This window comes from Rhodocytophaga rosea (assembly GCF_010119975.1).
GTDB classification, from domain to species: Bacteria; Bacteroidota; Bacteroidia; order Cytophagales; family 172606-1; genus Rhodocytophaga; species Rhodocytophaga rosea.
Map to the genome: position 1 here is coordinate 3,431,091 of NZ_CP048222.1, position 15,061 is coordinate 3,446,151.

16 protein-coding genes are annotated in these 15,061 nt (G+C 39.3%); 7 read left to right on the top strand and 9 right to left on the bottom strand.

The annotated features are described in order from the left end of the window. Positions 1–4: 4 nt before the first annotated feature. The gene (locus GXP67_RS14355) at positions 5–754 is read left to right on the top strand and encodes a hypothetical protein (protein WP_162443749.1); all 750 of its coding nucleotides are present in this window, start codon (positions 5–7) and stop codon (positions 752–754) included. 132 nt (positions 755–886) lie between these two features. On the opposite strand, the gene GXP67_RS14360 is transcribed toward GXP67_RS14355, so the two are convergent. Both GXP67_RS14360 and GXP67_RS14365 read right to left on the bottom strand, forming a co-directional pair. Further along, a complete protein-coding gene (locus GXP67_RS14360; RefSeq protein ID WP_162443750.1) occupies positions 887–1,474 on the bottom strand; it encodes a hypothetical protein in 588 nt (195 codons plus the stop codon). 163 nt (positions 1,475–1,637) lie between these two features. Beyond that, positions 1,638–1,877, bottom strand: a complete 240-nt coding sequence (locus GXP67_RS14365) for a hypothetical protein (protein ID WP_162443751.1) — start codon at positions 1,875–1,877, stop codon at positions 1,638–1,640. 202 nt (positions 1,878–2,079) lie between these two features. On the opposite strand from GXP67_RS14365, the gene GXP67_RS14370 reads away from it, so the two are divergent. From GXP67_RS14370 to GXP67_RS14385, 4 genes are all read left to right on the top strand, one after another. Further along, positions 2,080–3,342, top strand: coding sequence for a DUF819 family protein (locus GXP67_RS14370; protein ID WP_162443752.1), 1,263 nt, complete (start codon positions 2,080–2,082; stop codon positions 3,340–3,342). A 131-nt stretch (positions 3,343–3,473) separates the two neighbouring features. Continuing rightward, the gene (locus GXP67_RS14375) at positions 3,474–4,373 is read left to right on the top strand and encodes an EamA family transporter (RefSeq protein ID WP_162443753.1); all 900 of its coding nucleotides are present in this window, start codon (positions 3,474–3,476) and stop codon (positions 4,371–4,373) included. A gap of 140 nt (positions 4,374–4,513) precedes the next feature. Next, entirely contained in the window at positions 4,514–5,977 is a 1,464-nt protein-coding gene (gene crtD, locus GXP67_RS14380) for a 1-hydroxycarotenoid 3,4-desaturase CrtD (protein ID WP_162447926.1), read from the top strand. Between the two features lie 169 nt (positions 5,978–6,146). Next, on the top strand, positions 6,147–6,776 hold the full coding sequence (locus GXP67_RS14385; RefSeq protein WP_162443754.1) for a lysophospholipid acyltransferase family protein: 630 nt from the start codon (positions 6,147–6,149) through the stop codon (positions 6,774–6,776). A gap of 5 nt (positions 6,777–6,781) precedes the next feature. Here GXP67_RS14385 and GXP67_RS14390 read toward each other — a convergent pair whose 3' ends face one another. Together GXP67_RS14390 and GXP67_RS14395 are read right to left on the bottom strand one after the other, a co-directional pair. Continuing rightward, positions 6,782–8,635, bottom strand: coding sequence for a glycoside hydrolase family 13 protein (locus GXP67_RS14390; protein WP_162443755.1), 1,854 nt, complete (start codon positions 8,633–8,635; stop codon positions 6,782–6,784). 106 nt (positions 8,636–8,741) lie between these two features. Next, positions 8,742–8,933, bottom strand: a complete 192-nt coding sequence (locus GXP67_RS14395) for a cold-shock protein (RefSeq protein ID WP_162443756.1) — start codon at positions 8,931–8,933, stop codon at positions 8,742–8,744. Positions 8,934–9,297: 364 nt separating this feature from the next. Here GXP67_RS14395 and GXP67_RS14400 point away from each other — a divergent pair, with 364 nt between their 5' ends. Continuing rightward, entirely contained in the window at positions 9,298–9,726 is a 429-nt protein-coding gene (locus tag GXP67_RS14400) for an Hsp20/alpha crystallin family protein (RefSeq protein ID WP_162443757.1), read from the top strand. Positions 9,727–9,825: 99 nt separating this feature from the next. Here GXP67_RS14400 and GXP67_RS14405 read toward each other — a convergent pair whose 3' ends face one another. From GXP67_RS14405 to GXP67_RS14425, 5 genes are all read right to left on the bottom strand, one after another. After that, entirely contained in the window at positions 9,826–10,113 is a 288-nt protein-coding gene (locus tag GXP67_RS14405; protein WP_162443758.1) for a hypothetical protein, read from the bottom strand. Between the two features lie 295 nt (positions 10,114–10,408). After that, the gene (locus GXP67_RS14410; protein WP_162443759.1) at positions 10,409–10,696 is read right to left on the bottom strand and encodes a hypothetical protein; all 288 of its coding nucleotides are present in this window, start codon (positions 10,694–10,696) and stop codon (positions 10,409–10,411) included. A gap of 37 nt (positions 10,697–10,733) precedes the next feature. Further along, positions 10,734–11,516 (bottom strand): alpha/beta hydrolase, encoded by a 783-nt coding sequence (locus GXP67_RS14415; RefSeq protein ID WP_162443760.1) that lies wholly within the window; start codon positions 11,514–11,516, stop codon positions 10,734–10,736. A gap of 20 nt (positions 11,517–11,536) precedes the next feature. After that, complete coding sequence (locus GXP67_RS14420; protein ID WP_162443761.1) at positions 11,537–12,601, bottom strand: phosphotransferase family protein; 1,065 nt, start codon at positions 12,599–12,601, stop codon at positions 11,537–11,539. Positions 12,602–12,655: 54 nt separating this feature from the next. After that, positions 12,656–13,915 (bottom strand): acyl-CoA dehydrogenase family protein, encoded by a 1,260-nt coding sequence (locus GXP67_RS14425; protein ID WP_162443762.1) that lies wholly within the window; start codon positions 13,913–13,915, stop codon positions 12,656–12,658. A 95-nt stretch (positions 13,916–14,010) separates the two neighbouring features. Between GXP67_RS14425 and GXP67_RS14430 the strand changes: the two genes are divergently transcribed. Continuing rightward, positions 14,011–14,913, top strand: a complete 903-nt coding sequence (locus GXP67_RS14430) for a flavin reductase family protein (protein WP_162443763.1) — start codon at positions 14,011–14,013, stop codon at positions 14,911–14,913. Positions 14,914–15,061 lie beyond the last annotated feature (148 nt).

Genomic DNA, 15,061 nt, shown 5'->3' on the forward strand with positions numbered 1-15,061 from the left:
ATGCGTGAAACAGATAATCCCCGGGCGCATGACTCCCAAAAATTTACTGGCCATTGTATGCATGCTTTGCACAATCAGTTCTTGTACGGTGTTAAAAACTGGCAAAGACCGTGTAGTGCCTGATCTGCGTGTACAATTGAAAGTAAATTCCTTGCATGCAAAAAAAATACAGGAACAAGGTTTATTGGGTACTGATGCCGGTGACGAACCTTCATTGGTTTATACTATTAATGGCTACGATGAAAAAGGTAATTTGCTTTCCGTCAATAACGGTTTCTGGGGCACACGCACGATTCAGCAAGATGCACTTATACTGGCAGAAGAATTTTCTAACTTAACTGTGAATATTCCCACTAATGGAAAAGTGATTGCTGCCTTTTCATTGGTTGAAATAGATGATTATAAAGGAGAAAGAAAAATAGCCAAGATAAAGCCTTTTACAAAATCGGAACGGTATCCGAAATTTCTGAGCATTTCTTCTTTTGATGAAGACCGTAATATGCCACCTATGGAATTTATTGCCAAGTCATTGAAAGTGGCTGGCTACAAAAATTTCATCACTAAGCATATGAATGTATCTATCAATGATGATCTGGGAGGGACTATTCAAGTATTAGATACAGAAGATGTAAAAAAATTGGTGGAGGGTGCAAAATCTGGGAAGGAAACCTATGAGATGGATGGAAGCCAGATTAATGAAAATTACCTTTACATACTCAAATATGGCCTTTCTGTGAGCCGGAATAAGAACTAACTCTAGATCGTTGTTGGTTGATATTATGTAGTTGGTTGATATTATTTAGATACTTAATAAAGCTTAACATATTGTAAAATAAAAAAGGCAACCAGTTCAAACTAGCTGCCTTTTTTATGTTTTAAAAATAATCTAAAAATCAAATATCATTTTAGTAAACTCCAGAAAACTAATGGGTTCTGTATATTGAGGATCTGTCTGATAAGTAGCCATTAATTTAATATAACTCGGCTTGTCATCAATGGTAATATTTTCAATAAGAATGTTACCATATAACTGATGGCACTTTTCTCCGGCTTCTACTACATCGGGAAATTTCAGGTAATGCCGGTCAATGGTTTCCACATATTGTGTACGGTCTATAATCTCCCGGTCGGAACGGTGTAAAATATAACCAAAGCCAATCACAGTATTTTTCAGATAATCGAAGTAATGCTGAAAAGACTTGGGATCTATGTATTCTGCACAGGAAATAGAAAAAGCGTTGGCAGACCTTGAATTAAAAATATGCACGTTGGCTGAGCAGGTAATATGCTTTTTCTTTAAAAAATAAGACAAAGAATATATCTGGCTCAGTTCTTTATGCTTATTTTGTTGCAGCCATTTTTTATAACCTAGCTTATCGTTTTTGCTACGTTCCAGTACTTCGCTCACTAAGGGTTCATTGGGAGAAACCGAAGGAGGAAAAAGCTTTATAATAATATCGTCTGCAAAAGACATAATTTTTTTCTTCTTAATTGACTAACAGGTATAAAAAGTAAACAATCAGCCCTGTCAAAGGTTAAGATATCCGCCTGCTTTATCTGATTTAACTCTTATATTCTATAACTGTTATAAATATTATGAACTATAATTATGCCATACTGTAATAAGTACCAGCTAACTATATACGTTCCAGAGCATCATTCAGATTTCTGTGCATCTGATGAAAACGTTCCAGAATCTGATTCATAAACACATCATCCAATAGTTTTTTTATATCATTATCACCTGTTATATCAAATTCATTCACCTTGTACGTCTGTTCCAGCATAGCTTGTTCAAACTTAATTAAGTACTTTCCATTCCAGGCAAATACGGTTATTTTACATGCCTCATGTGGGATGTTGGCTACTACTCTCATATTATGATTGCGGGATTTACTTAGGGAATGCTTGAATAAGAAATGAGTCTGTTTACTTCAAAATTATGGTTTATATCAATCTTTGACAGAAGTGCCTGTAGCCTATAACGTAATTTGAAAGATTTTTATTCCCGAGGATTACAAAAATTATAGTAGGTTTAGAGAAGAATTATCTTTTTATTGATTTTGAAATACATTTCGCATGGAACAAACTTCTGCACCTGCTGCTTATTTTACCAATGATGCAGTGGTTTTAGGTATTTTAATAGCAGTTCTTGCCTTCGTTTTTGAAACATCGAGCCGTACTACCGGATTCTGGGCAAAGTTTTACAAATATGTACCCTCTCTCATTTTGTGTTATTTTATTCCGGCCATTCTCAACTCACTCAATATTATTTCCGGTGAACAATCTGGCTTATATAAAATAGCTACTCAGTATTTGTTACCTGCCAGCCTGGTTCTGCTTACACTGAGTATGGATCTGAAAGCAATTCTGCGACTCGGCCCCAAAGCATTAATCATGTTTCTGACTGGTACAGTTAGTATTATGCTGGGTGGGCCGCTGGCTATATTTCTAGTTTCTCTAGTAGCGCCTGAGGTAGTAGGTGGGAGTGGCCCTGATGCAGTATGGCGTGGGTTTGCTACCATTGCCGGAAGCTGGATTGGAGGAGGAGCTAATCAGATTGCCTTGAAAGAGGTTTTTGAGCCTTCTGGCAATTTATTCTCCGCCATAATCGCTGTGGATGTGATTATAGCCTATTTCTGGATGGGAATACTTTTGTTCGGGGCTGGTATTTCCAAGCGTCTGGATGAGCGAATGAAAGCCGATACATCTGCGATTGAAGCTGTCCGGAAGAAACTAGAAGATTATAGTCTCAATATCATGCGGATTCCTTCCTTACTGGATTGGGTACGATTGGTAGCTGTGAGTTTTATTTCTGTAGCGGTCTCTCATGCCATTGCAGATATTGTTGTTCCCTGGATAGAAACTCATGCAGGTTTTCTGGATAAATTCAGCCTTACCTCTAAAGTTTTCTGGATAGTTGTACTCACCACAACAGCCGGGTTGGTACTCTCTTTCACAAAAGCCAGAAATCTGGAGGGAGCCGGCGCTTCCCGATTAGGGACTCTATTACTATATATGCTCGTAGTAGTAATCGGAATGCAAATGAATTTGTTTGCTATATTCAGTAATCCGGGCTTATTAATAGTAGGTGCAATCTGGATGTTATTTCATGCCATTATCATGCTTTCAGTGGCGAGACTCATTAGGGCACCCTTATTTTTTACAGCGGTTGGCAGTATGGCGAATGTGGGAGGAGCTACCTCAGCACCAGTCGTTGCTTCTGCTTTTCATCCTTCACTAGCAACAGTGGGTGTATTATTAGCAGTTTTTGGATATGTACTGGGTACCTATTGTGGTTACTTATCAGCCATACTCATGCAAATGGTAGCACCATCATAATTTTTAGATTCTAATTGTATTATAGTAAGATAACTTATAAATAAAAACTTTAAAAATTCATTTCAGTGCAATAATCGGTATAACAAAAGCTATATTTCTTATTTTTGCATCTCAACCGGATTATTACGCCCTTGAAACCTACAAAATATACATTGGCCGCTATCAGCGCATTTATCGTATGGGGCTTTATTGTTTTTCCTCTAAAAGAGCTAAGCCAGTATGCGAGTACACAAATATTATTCTACCGCATTTTACTGGCGCTCCTATGTCTGCCTGTTCTGATGCTTCTCTTTAGAAGGAAAAGTATCCTTGAAACTTTCGGGCAACTAAAACAAGATTCTTCCAAAGAACGCCGCCTATTTATGGTTTGTACCTTGCTGGGAACTACTTTTCTCACGCTTAACTGGCTTTCGTTTATCTATGTAGTAAACCAGATTAATATTCAGACGGCTTCGTTTGCTTATTTGCTTTGTCCGATTATTACAGCCTTGTTAGGTTATATATTACTTCGGGAAAAGCTACAAAGCCAACAATGGATGGCAATTGTTATTAGTCTGGGGAGTTGTTGTTTGCTAGGCGTGGCTTCTTTATACAACTTGCTGTTTAGCCTTTTTATAGCATTTACTTATGCTTTATATCTGATTTCCCAGCGGATACTAAAAAAATACGATAAAATGGTATTGCTTACTATACAAGTGATTCTATCGTTTGCAATAATCCTTAGTTTAGGTAAAGAATTCCGTGGAACGGCACCAGTAGATATGCATTTTTACATAGTAATATTTATCCTAAGTACCGTATTTACCATACTACCGCTATTCTTAAATTTATTTGCCTTAAAAGAGCTCAAATCAGCCACAGTGGGTGTGTTAATGTACATCAATCCGCTTGTCAGCTTTGGTATTGCATTTCTGTATTTTGGAGAAAAGGCAAGCCTTACTCAACTCACTGCTTATGGACTGATTCTCATTTCGATTATCATTTATAACGCGAGAATCAAACGTGTGCCTGCTCCTCTGGTCACAAATTAGGATTTAATCTTATATCTATTAAAACTCACCGCTGATTTTTGCGATTAGTACGTTAATAGAATATTTTTTAATGTTTGATACAAGAAAGTTAATTTACTGAACAATCGCCTGCCCAACAAGTTAATGAATGGATGAACACTATTACCCGTAAAGCAGCTGTGATTGGTGCCGGAATTGCCGGCATAGCAACTGCCATACGTTTACAAACTAAAGGATTTCAAGTAACGGTTTTTGAAACTAATTCCTATCCGGGTGGAAAATTATCAGCTTTTGAACAACAAGGCTACCGTTTCGATGCAGGCCCTTCGCTGTTTACCATGCCACATTTAGTAGATGAGTTATTTGTACTAGCAGGCCGCAATCCCAAAGATTATTTTGAGTATATCCGGCTTCCGGTGGTATGTGAATATTTTTATGAAGATGGTTTACATATAAGGGCGCATAGCGAACCGGAAAAGTTTGCAGAGGAAATTGACAGGAAAACCAGGGACAGTAAAGAATCAATTATTGATTTTTTGCAGGATAGTCAAGAGAAATATAAGATTACCGCAGATGTATTTCTTCACCGTTCTCTGCATAGAATCTCTACTTATTTTAATCCTCAGGCTGTAAAAGGCTATCTAAACTTTGGTAAGCTCGATGTTTTCCGCACTATGGACCAAGCCAATAGTGCCAGGTTTAAAGACCCACATACAGTTCAGCTTTTCAACCGCTACGCTACCTACAATGGCTCTGACCCATATCAGACACCTGCCACGATGAATATTATTCCGCACCTGGAATACAATATTGGCGCTTATTTTCCTAAACAAGGCATGTACGGTATTACGCGATCGCTGGTGAAACTGGCTGAAGAAATAGGAGTGAGTTTTCAGTATCAATCCAGGGTAGAGCAGATTATGGTGGAAAATGATCGAATTGCAGGCTTGAAAGTGAATGATACGATTCATCCATTTCACACAATTGTGAGCAATATGGATGTAGTAAATACTTATCAGAAATTATTGCCTGATGTAAAACAACCCAAACGGATACTTAGCCAGCCCAAATCCAGTTCAGCACTTATTTTTTACTGGGGTATCAAGCAATCATTTCCGCAGCTGGATCTGCATAATATTTTTTTTAGTAGTGATTACAAAAAAGAGTTCACTTGTTTATTCCAGGAAAAAACTATTTCTGATGACCCAACGGTTTATATTAACATCAGTAGCAAATATAAGCCAGATGATGCACCACCAGGGGGTGAAAACTGGTTTGTAATGATTAATGTACCCAATAATTCCGGCCAAAACTGGGATTTGCTCATTCAGCAAGCCAGGCAACATATACTTCGCAAACTTAGCCGGATGCTACATACTGATATGGCAGCGTTAATTGAATGTGAGTCTGTTCTGGAGCCAAGAACTATTGAGAGCAGGACTTCCAGCTGGCAAGGTGCTTTGTATGGCAATAGTTCTAATAATCGCTATGCCGCTTTTCTGCGTCATGCTAATTTCTCTTCCGGCATTAAAAACCTGTATTTTTGTGGGGGAAGTGTACATCCTGGCGGAGGTATTCCGCTTTGCCTTTTATCTGCTAAAATTACGGCGAACCTGGTAGAGTAAGCATCATCGTTTTCGATTCTATAAAAGCCGATATGCTTAACCCACAATTTTGAAGGCTATCAAAATAAGCCATACATTTGTTTCAAAGATTATAAAAACCTGTCTGTGTTTGCAAGAACATTAACAATGTGTTTGTAATTTCATATTTTCTTTTGCAAAGCCCGATGGCATGATTAAACCTGCCCGTTACCTGCTGACTGACTGGTTCTGGCGGCAGTATTATAAGTTCATCATCCAGGCAGACTTTTCACAGTTTTCCTTTAATCAGGATATTGATATTAGCCGTGAAAAAGCTTTACTCGTACTGGCGAATCATTTTAGCTGGTGGGATGGATTCTTACTTTATCATCTCAATGAGTTGTTTTTCCATAAGCGCTTTCATGTAATGATGCTGCAGGAACAACTGAAACAATATTCTTTTCTCCGGTATTCTGGCGCATATTCGGTTCAGCGGAAAGGCAAATCATTATTAGAGTCTCTACAATATACTTCCCGTTTGCTGGAAAATCCCGGAAATATAGTACTCATTTTTCCACAAGGTAAAATTGAAAGTATGCATACGCCCTACATTCATTTTGAAAAAGGAATCAAACATATTGCTGATCATTGCGAAAAAGACATACAAATACTTTTTTCTGTTGCTCTTGTAGATTATGCATCACAACGGAAACCAGCTCTGCAACTATACCTAAAAGAATATACACATCAAAAAACCTGTTCCCTGGCAGAAATGGAGATGGCTTTTAATGAGCATTATCAACAATCGTTGCGCTGTCAGCGAAACAGGCTTTCAAAATAACTTGACTATTTCTCTAATTCCAGGATTAGGGTAGTCTGAGCCGGAATATCAATTACAGAAAGATCAGTAATTTTTTGACTAGTTAGGGCATTCTTTGCCATTTTAAAACCGTTGGTGCGTTCGGCAAAGCGTTCTGTAGATAGTTTTTTTGCACTTGTATTCCCATTCATCACTACCATTACCGTTTCTGCATCATTATACCGGAAATAGATATAAATATTATCTTCCGGAATAAACTGCATCAGCTTTCCAGTATGAATAACTGATTTGGTTTTACGCCAGCTTGCCAGCGTTTTGATATAGTTTATAGCCTCATCTTGCTCAACAGTGCGGCCTTCTTTGGTGAATGCATTTACTTTATCATCTGGCCAGCCACCGGGAAAATCCAGACGTACATCTGCATGAGAAGCCCCACTCCGGTCCATTAATAATTCTGTGCCATAATACAACTGCGGAATGCCTCTGGTGGTAAGCATAAAAGCCATACCCATTTTATATTTATTGAGGTCTTTCTGCACATCATAAAAGAAGCGGTTGGTATCATGATTATCCAGAAAGATCACATTCCCCGATGGGTTAGCATATACAAAATCCTGGCTGAGTAGATTATATAACCTGGTTAATCCGGTATCCCAGCTGCCTGGTTCAGTTAAGGCTTTAGCAACTGTAAAAAAGAAGGGGAAATCTGTGGCGCTGGGTAACGTTGAATGGTAGGCATCTTTGGTAGGTGAATTAGCCACCCAATACGCTGTCGTGGGTATGCTTTCCATCCATACTTCTCCCACAATATTAAACTTCGGATATTCTTCTAAAATAGTTTTACACCAGCTGGCCATAAAATCTTTGTCCGGATAGGGATACGTATCCATGCGAATGCCATCAATACCAGCGTATTCGATCCACCAAAGGGAGTTCTGGATGAGATAGGCAGCCATAAACTTGTTTTTCTGATTCAGGTCTGGCATGTGGTCATCAAACCAGCCATCATTCATTTTACTGCGGTCAGCCTCAGAAGCATACGGATCGCTTGTCACGTTCAACCTGAAGTTGGAACGGTAGTCAGGCCATTTGGCAGTATATTGATGTATCCAATCCTTAAATGGCAAATCTTTCATCCACCAATGGCCAATTCCGCTATGGTTGTGTACCAGATCCATAATCACTTTCATGCCCATGCTATGCGACTTTTCCACGAATGCTACATATTCATCATTGGTACCAAACCGTCGGTCTATCTTATAAAAATCTGTAATAGCATATCCATGATAGGATTGCTTATACTGGTCATTCTCCTGCACCGGATTAAGCCATATGGCCGTTATACCCAGGTCTTTTATGTAATCCAGATGATCAGAAATACCTTTTAAATCGCCGCCATGTCTGCCAAATGGTTTATCCCGCTCCAGTCCTTCGAGCATGCCTTTTACATTATCGTTAGTAGGATTTCCATTGGCAAAGCGGTCGGGCATAATTAAATAGAGTACATCCGAAGCAGTAAAGCCCTGAATGCGGTTGCTGGCTGTAGATCTGATTTTTAGTTCGTACGAATAGGTAAATGTTTTTTTACCATTTTTAAACACAAGCGGCACTTTTCCAGCTTTGGCTTCTGTACCAATACTAAGTGTGAGAAACAGGTAGTTTGGACTTTCTGCTTTAGTTATCTCCTGCAAGGTTACACCAGGATAGGTAAGACTTACGGTTTGCTGAGATATGTTTTCACCATGAATTAGTAATTGTAAGCCTGGGTTTTTCATCCCGATCCACCAGAAGGCAGGTTCAACCCGGTCAATAGGTGTTTTCTGGGCATATACACTAAGAGTAATTAAAGTGTATATAATAAGAGTAGCTATGCGTTTCATGAGGAATTTGCGACTAAAGGTTGCCAAATCATTGAAAAGCAAATGTGTATAAAAAAACAAAAGCTCCCAAACAGGAGCTGTCAAATCAGATTAAAAAGTAGAAATTCTATGCCCGTTTCACATTCACTGCACTCAATCCCTTTTTGCCTTCTATAATTTCATAAATCACTTCATCCTCCTCTTTTACCTCTTCTAAAAGGCTGTTTACATGGACAAAAATTTCACGGGCCGAGTTACCATCCTTAATGTAACCGAATCCCTTTTGTTCGTTAAAAAATCGTAAAGTTCCAGTTTTCATAGTGCTTCCAATTGAATAAATCAAATGTAATAAAAATAAAGCTTGTATCTATCAAAGTATCACTTTATTTCGATTAAAATAGACTTTACCCGGACAGATTGAATAGCAATACAGACTAATTCAATATAAACAGCTAAGTGATATTTTATTGCGCTGTTAATTATTTGTCATTAGAATATGCTTCTTTGAAAGGTGATACGTCTACATGTCATATTACGTTGCAAAAATTTCATATTTTCTGACAAATTGACCTAAAAACTTCCATTACTATATCTGCAGCATTATTCTGGACTGTAATGGCACAGCGCTTGCAAAATAACGATTGAATTTAACAGTAAACCATAAAACTAAGGAGGATAAAACTATGTCACTTACAAAGTGGACCAATCCGGATGTAATGTTTCCGGCTTTTTCAAATGTATTTGATGAATTTTTAGGAGATTTCTCAGGACGGGCAGGTGGAAGTATTCATAAATTTGTACCTGCAGTAAATATTTTGGAGAATGAAAATGACTTCCTGTTAGAAGTAGCAGTCCCTGGCATGAGTAGAGAAGCGTTTAATTTACATGTAGATCATAAACTGCTTACCGTTTCTGCCAGTCAGCAAGATGAGAATGAAAACAAAGGCAAGTATGCACGTAAAGAATTCAGCTATCATTCTTTTAAACGCACGTTCGCTTTGCCTGATTTTGTGGAGGTTGATAAGATCCACGCTACCTATGAGGATGGTTTATTAAAAATTGTAGTACCCAAACGGGAAGAAGTAAAACCCCGTACTATTCAGATTTCATAATGTAGATAAACCAAAAAGGCGTGTATTAGTACACGCCTTTTTGGTTTATACTTTATAGTAAAGTTTATATCATTCATTAAAGTTTGGTGAGAGAGAGATTTAATTGCTTCTGAAATTGTATTCGGACGAATACTGAATTTTTAGCCCCGTTTTGCCAATATATTCATGCAGTAAATCCTTTGTTTGAGCAGCATTAAATACAAATAACATTTCCCGGTAACTCAATTCCCGTTTCACCGACTGACTGAACTGGCGGTCCATTTTACGGCAATATTGATAGAGGGTATTATTTGTTTTTAGTAATTCTTTCTTCTCATTTTCCAGTATTTCTATTGTTGCTCTCAACAATTCGATCTCTGCTTCCAATTGTTTCTTGGTCATTTCCATAGTTGTAAGTGTTTGACTGTGGCTAAAGGCTAGCGTGGGTTAAAATTATTAAAATCTTCGCGTACACAGAGGTCAAAAACAGAACTTTAATTACATATAACTATTTTTATTCAATTGATTCGTTTTTATAAAAAACGAAGGGATGAATTTTACAAAATTTGTTTTAAAATTACACTATTTTTTGTCTATTATTTTCAAAAAATCTTTATAATTAGTGAATTAACCCCACGAAATGAGAGAATTTATTGGAATCTGGTAACTGATTCTCTTTTGTTTTTATAGATTTATCTACTTCTCAAACCAGCATCTCTTTCACCAGCTGCTCCCATTCTTCTTCAAGTGTATTAGCAGGTCGTTTTCTATTTGCTCGTTTGTACCAGTAATCCGCATTCCATATATCGCCTTCTTTTCTGTGCAGATAGGCATGAAGCAGGCAATGTGCTGCATCGTTTGTTTCCTGGGCAATGTTATGAGCCTTTTCCCAGTCTCCTTTTGCATCAAACCATAAGGCTTTTACTAGGTCAGGCAATTCTTCTTGTGGCTGCGATGCCGACAATGATGTTTTGAATTCTTGGAAGGTCATGATGGAGTATTTTAAGATTATGTTAATGGAATAATATCTATAATTGTAGAAATACCCTGATCTGCTGTAACATCCGGTCCCAGTTTTCTTTTCCTACAGAGCGTTCATCCAGAATCAGGTGTGCATAGGGCAATTGTTGATCAGAAGTTTTAGGCAAGGTATACAACTGCCAGGAAGGCAAATATTCATTTATATATCCGTTCATTTTTTTTACGCTTACCATTTCATCCTTTGGATGGATCATAACAAGCACTGGCATAGAAACACTTTGATTAATTGATTTTTCTACCCGGACAGCCATTGTATTTAAGAGTGTATAGGCTTTTACAGGCAACGAAGTACCAGCCCGGTAAGGTTTGGGTGTAAAGCTGGGAATTTTCATCTGAGCCGGAAGAATATCTGTTGCTAGTTGCAGAAGTTTATTTACGGGTTTTCGTAAGGCAAAAGCGGGTGCCAGTAACACCATCTTGTCATACTGAAACTTTCCTGGATGACTCAGGATAAGATACAAGTTGAGTAAGGCACCTAAAGAATACCCCAGGAAATACAAAGGTTTTGGTTCGCCTGATTGAATAAGTGTAGTGGCTTGCTGAAAGGTATCCTGCAGATTAAGACACCAATCGCCTTCGGTAAACGGAGTAACAGAAGAATCTACGGTGTGCCCGGTTAATTGTACCAACAGCACGTCTGACCCCCAGCTGCGCAACCGGTCGGCTAAAGGCATCATTGCTGAAGGCTTATTATTCAGTCCATGTACCACCAAAGTTACTGCTTGGGTTATTCCTGTTGTAGCCGGAAGATGAATATAGGATTGCCTCATAAATCAGACTGGCCGCATGATCAAATTTTTCCGCTTTCGAGTGTGTGTAATGCTTTTGCTGCCATTTCTTTTACAATGAATAATAAACTTTCAAAACGGGCATCCTGAGTGAGACCTTGTTTCCAGCGGGTATAAATCTGTTGAGCAATCACTGCATTTTTGAACAGGCCAAATATATAGTAAAACGCAATATTTGAAAGATCCCGGCCACTTTTCGCCGCATACTGTTCAACTACTTCTTGCCTGGTAAAGTTGCCGGGAAGCCATGTTAAATTAAATGATCGTAGAGCTGGTGAATCTCCTGCCTCCGTCCAGTAGGCGAGTGTAGCACCCACATCCATTAAGGGATCGCCTACTGTTGCCATTTCCCAATCGAGCACTCCAATAATTTGCGAAAGATTTTCCGGATTCAGCATAACATTATCGTGCTTATAATCATTATGCAAAAAAGCAGCAGAATGGCTCATTGGTTGATGATGCTGTAGCCAGTCAGCAAGGATATTCATTTCTTTAATGCGATCGGTTTCGGCTTGAAAATAACGCTTGCTCCAGCCTTCCACTTGCCGTTGCATATATCCCTCTGGTTTGCCCAGCTGGTGAAGTCCGGTGGTTTGTATATCCAGGCTGTGAATTACAACAAGATTATCTACAATAGATTCGGATATATGGCGGAGCTGTTCAGGGGATAACTGTAAGCTGGGAGCAGAAGCAGCTCTGAGAATCACACCGCTGATGCGTTCCATCATATAAAAAGGTGCACCCATTATCTCATGAGAATCACAATATAAAACAGGCCTGGGCACCTTATCATAATGGGGTTTGAGTAAAGAAAGTACCTTATATTCTCTGCCCATGTCATGCGCAGATTTGATATTGGCACCAACCGGCGGACGGCGAAGCACATATTCTTTCCCAGACGTATGCAAACAATAAGTCAGGTTAGAATAACCACCCGGAAACTGGCTGATGCTGGTAATTTTACCTATTTCAGGTGCATGTTCCTGGAGGTAGCTATTTAATACAGCTAAATCAATTGCTTCGCCCTGGCGTACAGGTTTGGTTGAATCTATTATAATTTCGGGCATCTGTTGCAGCGTTATGAGAAAAACGATAAAGCACAGTTGAAGAGGCTCTACAGCCTATTTTTGATGTGACTGGATCTTTGCTGCGTTTGCTTCTCTTGTTTTCTTCTTCACATCCAGGCCATAGATTTTCAGAATACTCAAAGCCAGATTCTGTTTGTGCACTTCATCAGCTCCATCCCAGATTCTGGCACCCCGTTCGTGCCGGTAAATCGCAGATAAGATGATATCATCAGTCACACCCAACGCTCCATGCACTTGAATGGCCCGGTCGAGCACCCGGAGCATCATATTAGCTACAAATAGTTTAATTCCTGAAATCTGATTCCGCACCTGAGCAGCACCATGTATATCAATTGTATGGGCCGTATTCAATACAAGTAATCTGGCAGCATCAATTTCGATACGGCTTTCGGCAATAAATCCCTGAATAAACTGTTTTTCACCTAATAGTACATTTTCTTCTATTTCACGACTGGAAGCCCGTCTGCACAGCATATCAAATGCTTTTTCAGCAATTCCTATCCATCGCATACAATGATGAATCCGTCCTGGACCCAGGCGTTCCTGGGCAAGCCGGAAACCGGCTCCTTCTTCCCCAATCAAATGTGATACAGGCACCCGGCAATTCTGATAACGGATTTCTGCATGGCTGAACCATCCGGAACCACTTTCGCCAAAAACCGGAATATTTCTTTCATGAATAAAACCTGGTGCATTAGTTGGCACAATCAGCATACTGGCCCGCTGGTGAGGAGGCGCTTCCGGATTGGTTACAGCCATTACTACGGCGAAATCAGCCCCATCTGCCGAGCTCGTAAACCATTTATGGCCATTGATCACATACTCATTTCCTTCGCGCATTGCTGTAGTAGCCATTCTGGTAGGATTAGAACCGGCAAACTCAGGTTCAGTCATAGAAAAACAGCTTCTGATCTTGCCTTCCATGAGCGGATGGAGGAACTTCGACTTGATTTCGGCACTGCCAAACTTACTAATCAGTTCCATATTGCCAATATCAGGAGCCTGGCAGTTAAAGGTATAATGGCCATAAAAGGGAGCAAGCGCCAGTACTTCACTTACCTGCCCGAATTCGCAAAGGGTTAAACCCAGGCCACCTTCTTGCTGAGGCAAATGCAATCCCCATAAACCAGCTGCTTTTACTTTCTCACGTTTCTCATCTAATAAAGCAGTCGTTTCGGCAAGTGGCCGTTGATGGAATCCTGTTTCAAGCGGAATCAGCTCCTGCTCTATAAAATCATGTATTCTGGGCAAAAGGTCTTGCAGCCGTCTGGTAAAAAATACAGTTTCTCTCATATCCTGAAAATAAAATGTATGCCTGAAAGGTAAGTTAGATAATCTTTTTGTAAAGCGTTTGTTACTTTAGTGTGTTTCGTTAAAAACAATCCATTATGTCCTCCTTCCGAACCATATCCCCAACAGATACGACTTCCGCTGTTTTCCATAGCTATTTACTAGGTGTAGTAGCGCCTCGTCCGATTGCCTTTGCCAGCACCGTTGATTCACAGGGAAAAGTGAACTTAAGCCCCTTCAGTTTCTTTAATGTATTTGGCTCTAATCCACCTATTCTCATCTTTTCCCCTTCCCGCCGGGTACGGGATAATACCATTAAACATACGTTGGAAAATGTGCAGGAAGTGAAAGAGGTGGTGATTAATATAGTCAATTATGCCATGGTTCAGCAAATGTCTCTGGCCAGTTGTGAATATGAAAAAGGTGTAAATGAATTTATAAAAGCCGGCTTTTCCGAAGAACCCTCTATACTAGTAAAACCACCCAGGGTAAAAGAAGCACCAGCTGCCTTTGAATGTAGAGTAAACCAGATTATCGCCACCGGTACCGAAGGCGGTGCAGGAAACCTGGTGATCTGTGAAATTTTGCTGGCGCATATTCAGGAAGATATTATTAATGCTAAAAACCAGATTGATCCGCAAAAGTTAGATGCCGTAGCCCGTATGGGAAACGACTGGTATTGCCGGGCATATGGTGATGCTATTTTTTCAGTACCCAAACCCAATCAAAAAAAAGGCATAGGATTCGATAATATACCTGCCCAAATCCGCTATAGTACGGTGCTTACCGGAAACGACCTGGGTATGCTGGGAAATATAGAAGCGCTGCCTACAAAAGAAGAGATATCAGAATTTACCAGCCAATCTGCGATTCAGGAAATAGTAACAAATAAACATAACTCATTAGCAGTAAAAGAAGCTCTTCACCAGATAGCCAAAGCCTATTTATTGGAAGGAAAAGTAAAAGAAGCCTGGCTTACTTTACTGCAAGAAGGTAAGTAAATTTTGCTTATACTTAGAGAATATCTTGGACTCTGAAAAAGAATTTAACTGTCTGATTTCTAATACCATCCTTCGTTTCTTTGTCTTGACACAAAGAAACGAAGCAAAGAAAAATCAAGAAAGAATAATGCTTCCTCACTCAAACCAA

Excerpts from the sequence above, each read along its gene's own strand:
- GXP67_RS14390 (WP_162443755.1), bottom strand. The coding sequence starts at position 8,635 with ATGAAACGCATAGCTACTCTTATTATATACACTTTAATTACTCTTAGT.
- GXP67_RS14370 (WP_162443752.1), top strand. The coding sequence starts at position 2,080 with ATGGAACAAACTTCTGCACCTGCTGCTTATTTTACCAATGATGCAGTG.
- GXP67_RS14405 (WP_162443758.1), bottom strand. The coding sequence starts at position 10,113 with ATGGAAATGACCAAGAAACAATTGGAAGCAGAGATCGAATTGTTGAGA.
- GXP67_RS14400 (WP_162443757.1), top strand. The coding sequence starts at position 9,298 with ATGTCACTTACAAAGTGGACCAATCCGGATGTAATGTTTCCGGCTTTT.
- GXP67_RS14395 (WP_162443756.1), bottom strand. The coding sequence starts at position 8,933 with ATGAAAACTGGAACTTTACGATTTTTTAACGAACAAAAGGGATTCGGT.
- GXP67_RS14365 (WP_162443751.1), bottom strand. The coding sequence starts at position 1,877 with ATGAGAGTAGTAGCCAACATCCCACATGAGGCATGTAAAATAACCGTA.
- GXP67_RS14430 (WP_162443763.1), top strand. The coding sequence starts at position 14,011 with ATGTCCTCCTTCCGAACCATATCCCCAACAGATACGACTTCCGCTGTT.
- GXP67_RS14360 (WP_162443750.1), bottom strand. The coding sequence starts at position 1,474 with ATGTCTTTTGCAGACGATATTATTATAAAGCTTTTTCCTCCTTCGGTT.
- GXP67_RS14385 (WP_162443754.1), top strand. The coding sequence starts at position 6,147 with ATGATTAAACCTGCCCGTTACCTGCTGACTGACTGGTTCTGGCGGCAG.
- GXP67_RS14420 (WP_162443761.1), bottom strand. The coding sequence starts at position 12,601 with ATGCCCGAAATTATAATAGATTCAACCAAACCTGTACGCCAGGGCGAA.
- GXP67_RS14410 (WP_162443759.1), bottom strand. The coding sequence starts at position 10,696 with ATGACCTTCCAAGAATTCAAAACATCATTGTCGGCATCGCAGCCACAA.
- GXP67_RS14415 (WP_162443760.1), bottom strand. The coding sequence starts at position 11,516 with ATGAGGCAATCCTATATTCATCTTCCGGCTACAACAGGAATAACCCAA.
- GXP67_RS14425 (WP_162443762.1), bottom strand. The coding sequence starts at position 13,915 with ATGAGAGAAACTGTATTTTTTACCAGACGGCTGCAAGACCTTTTGCCC.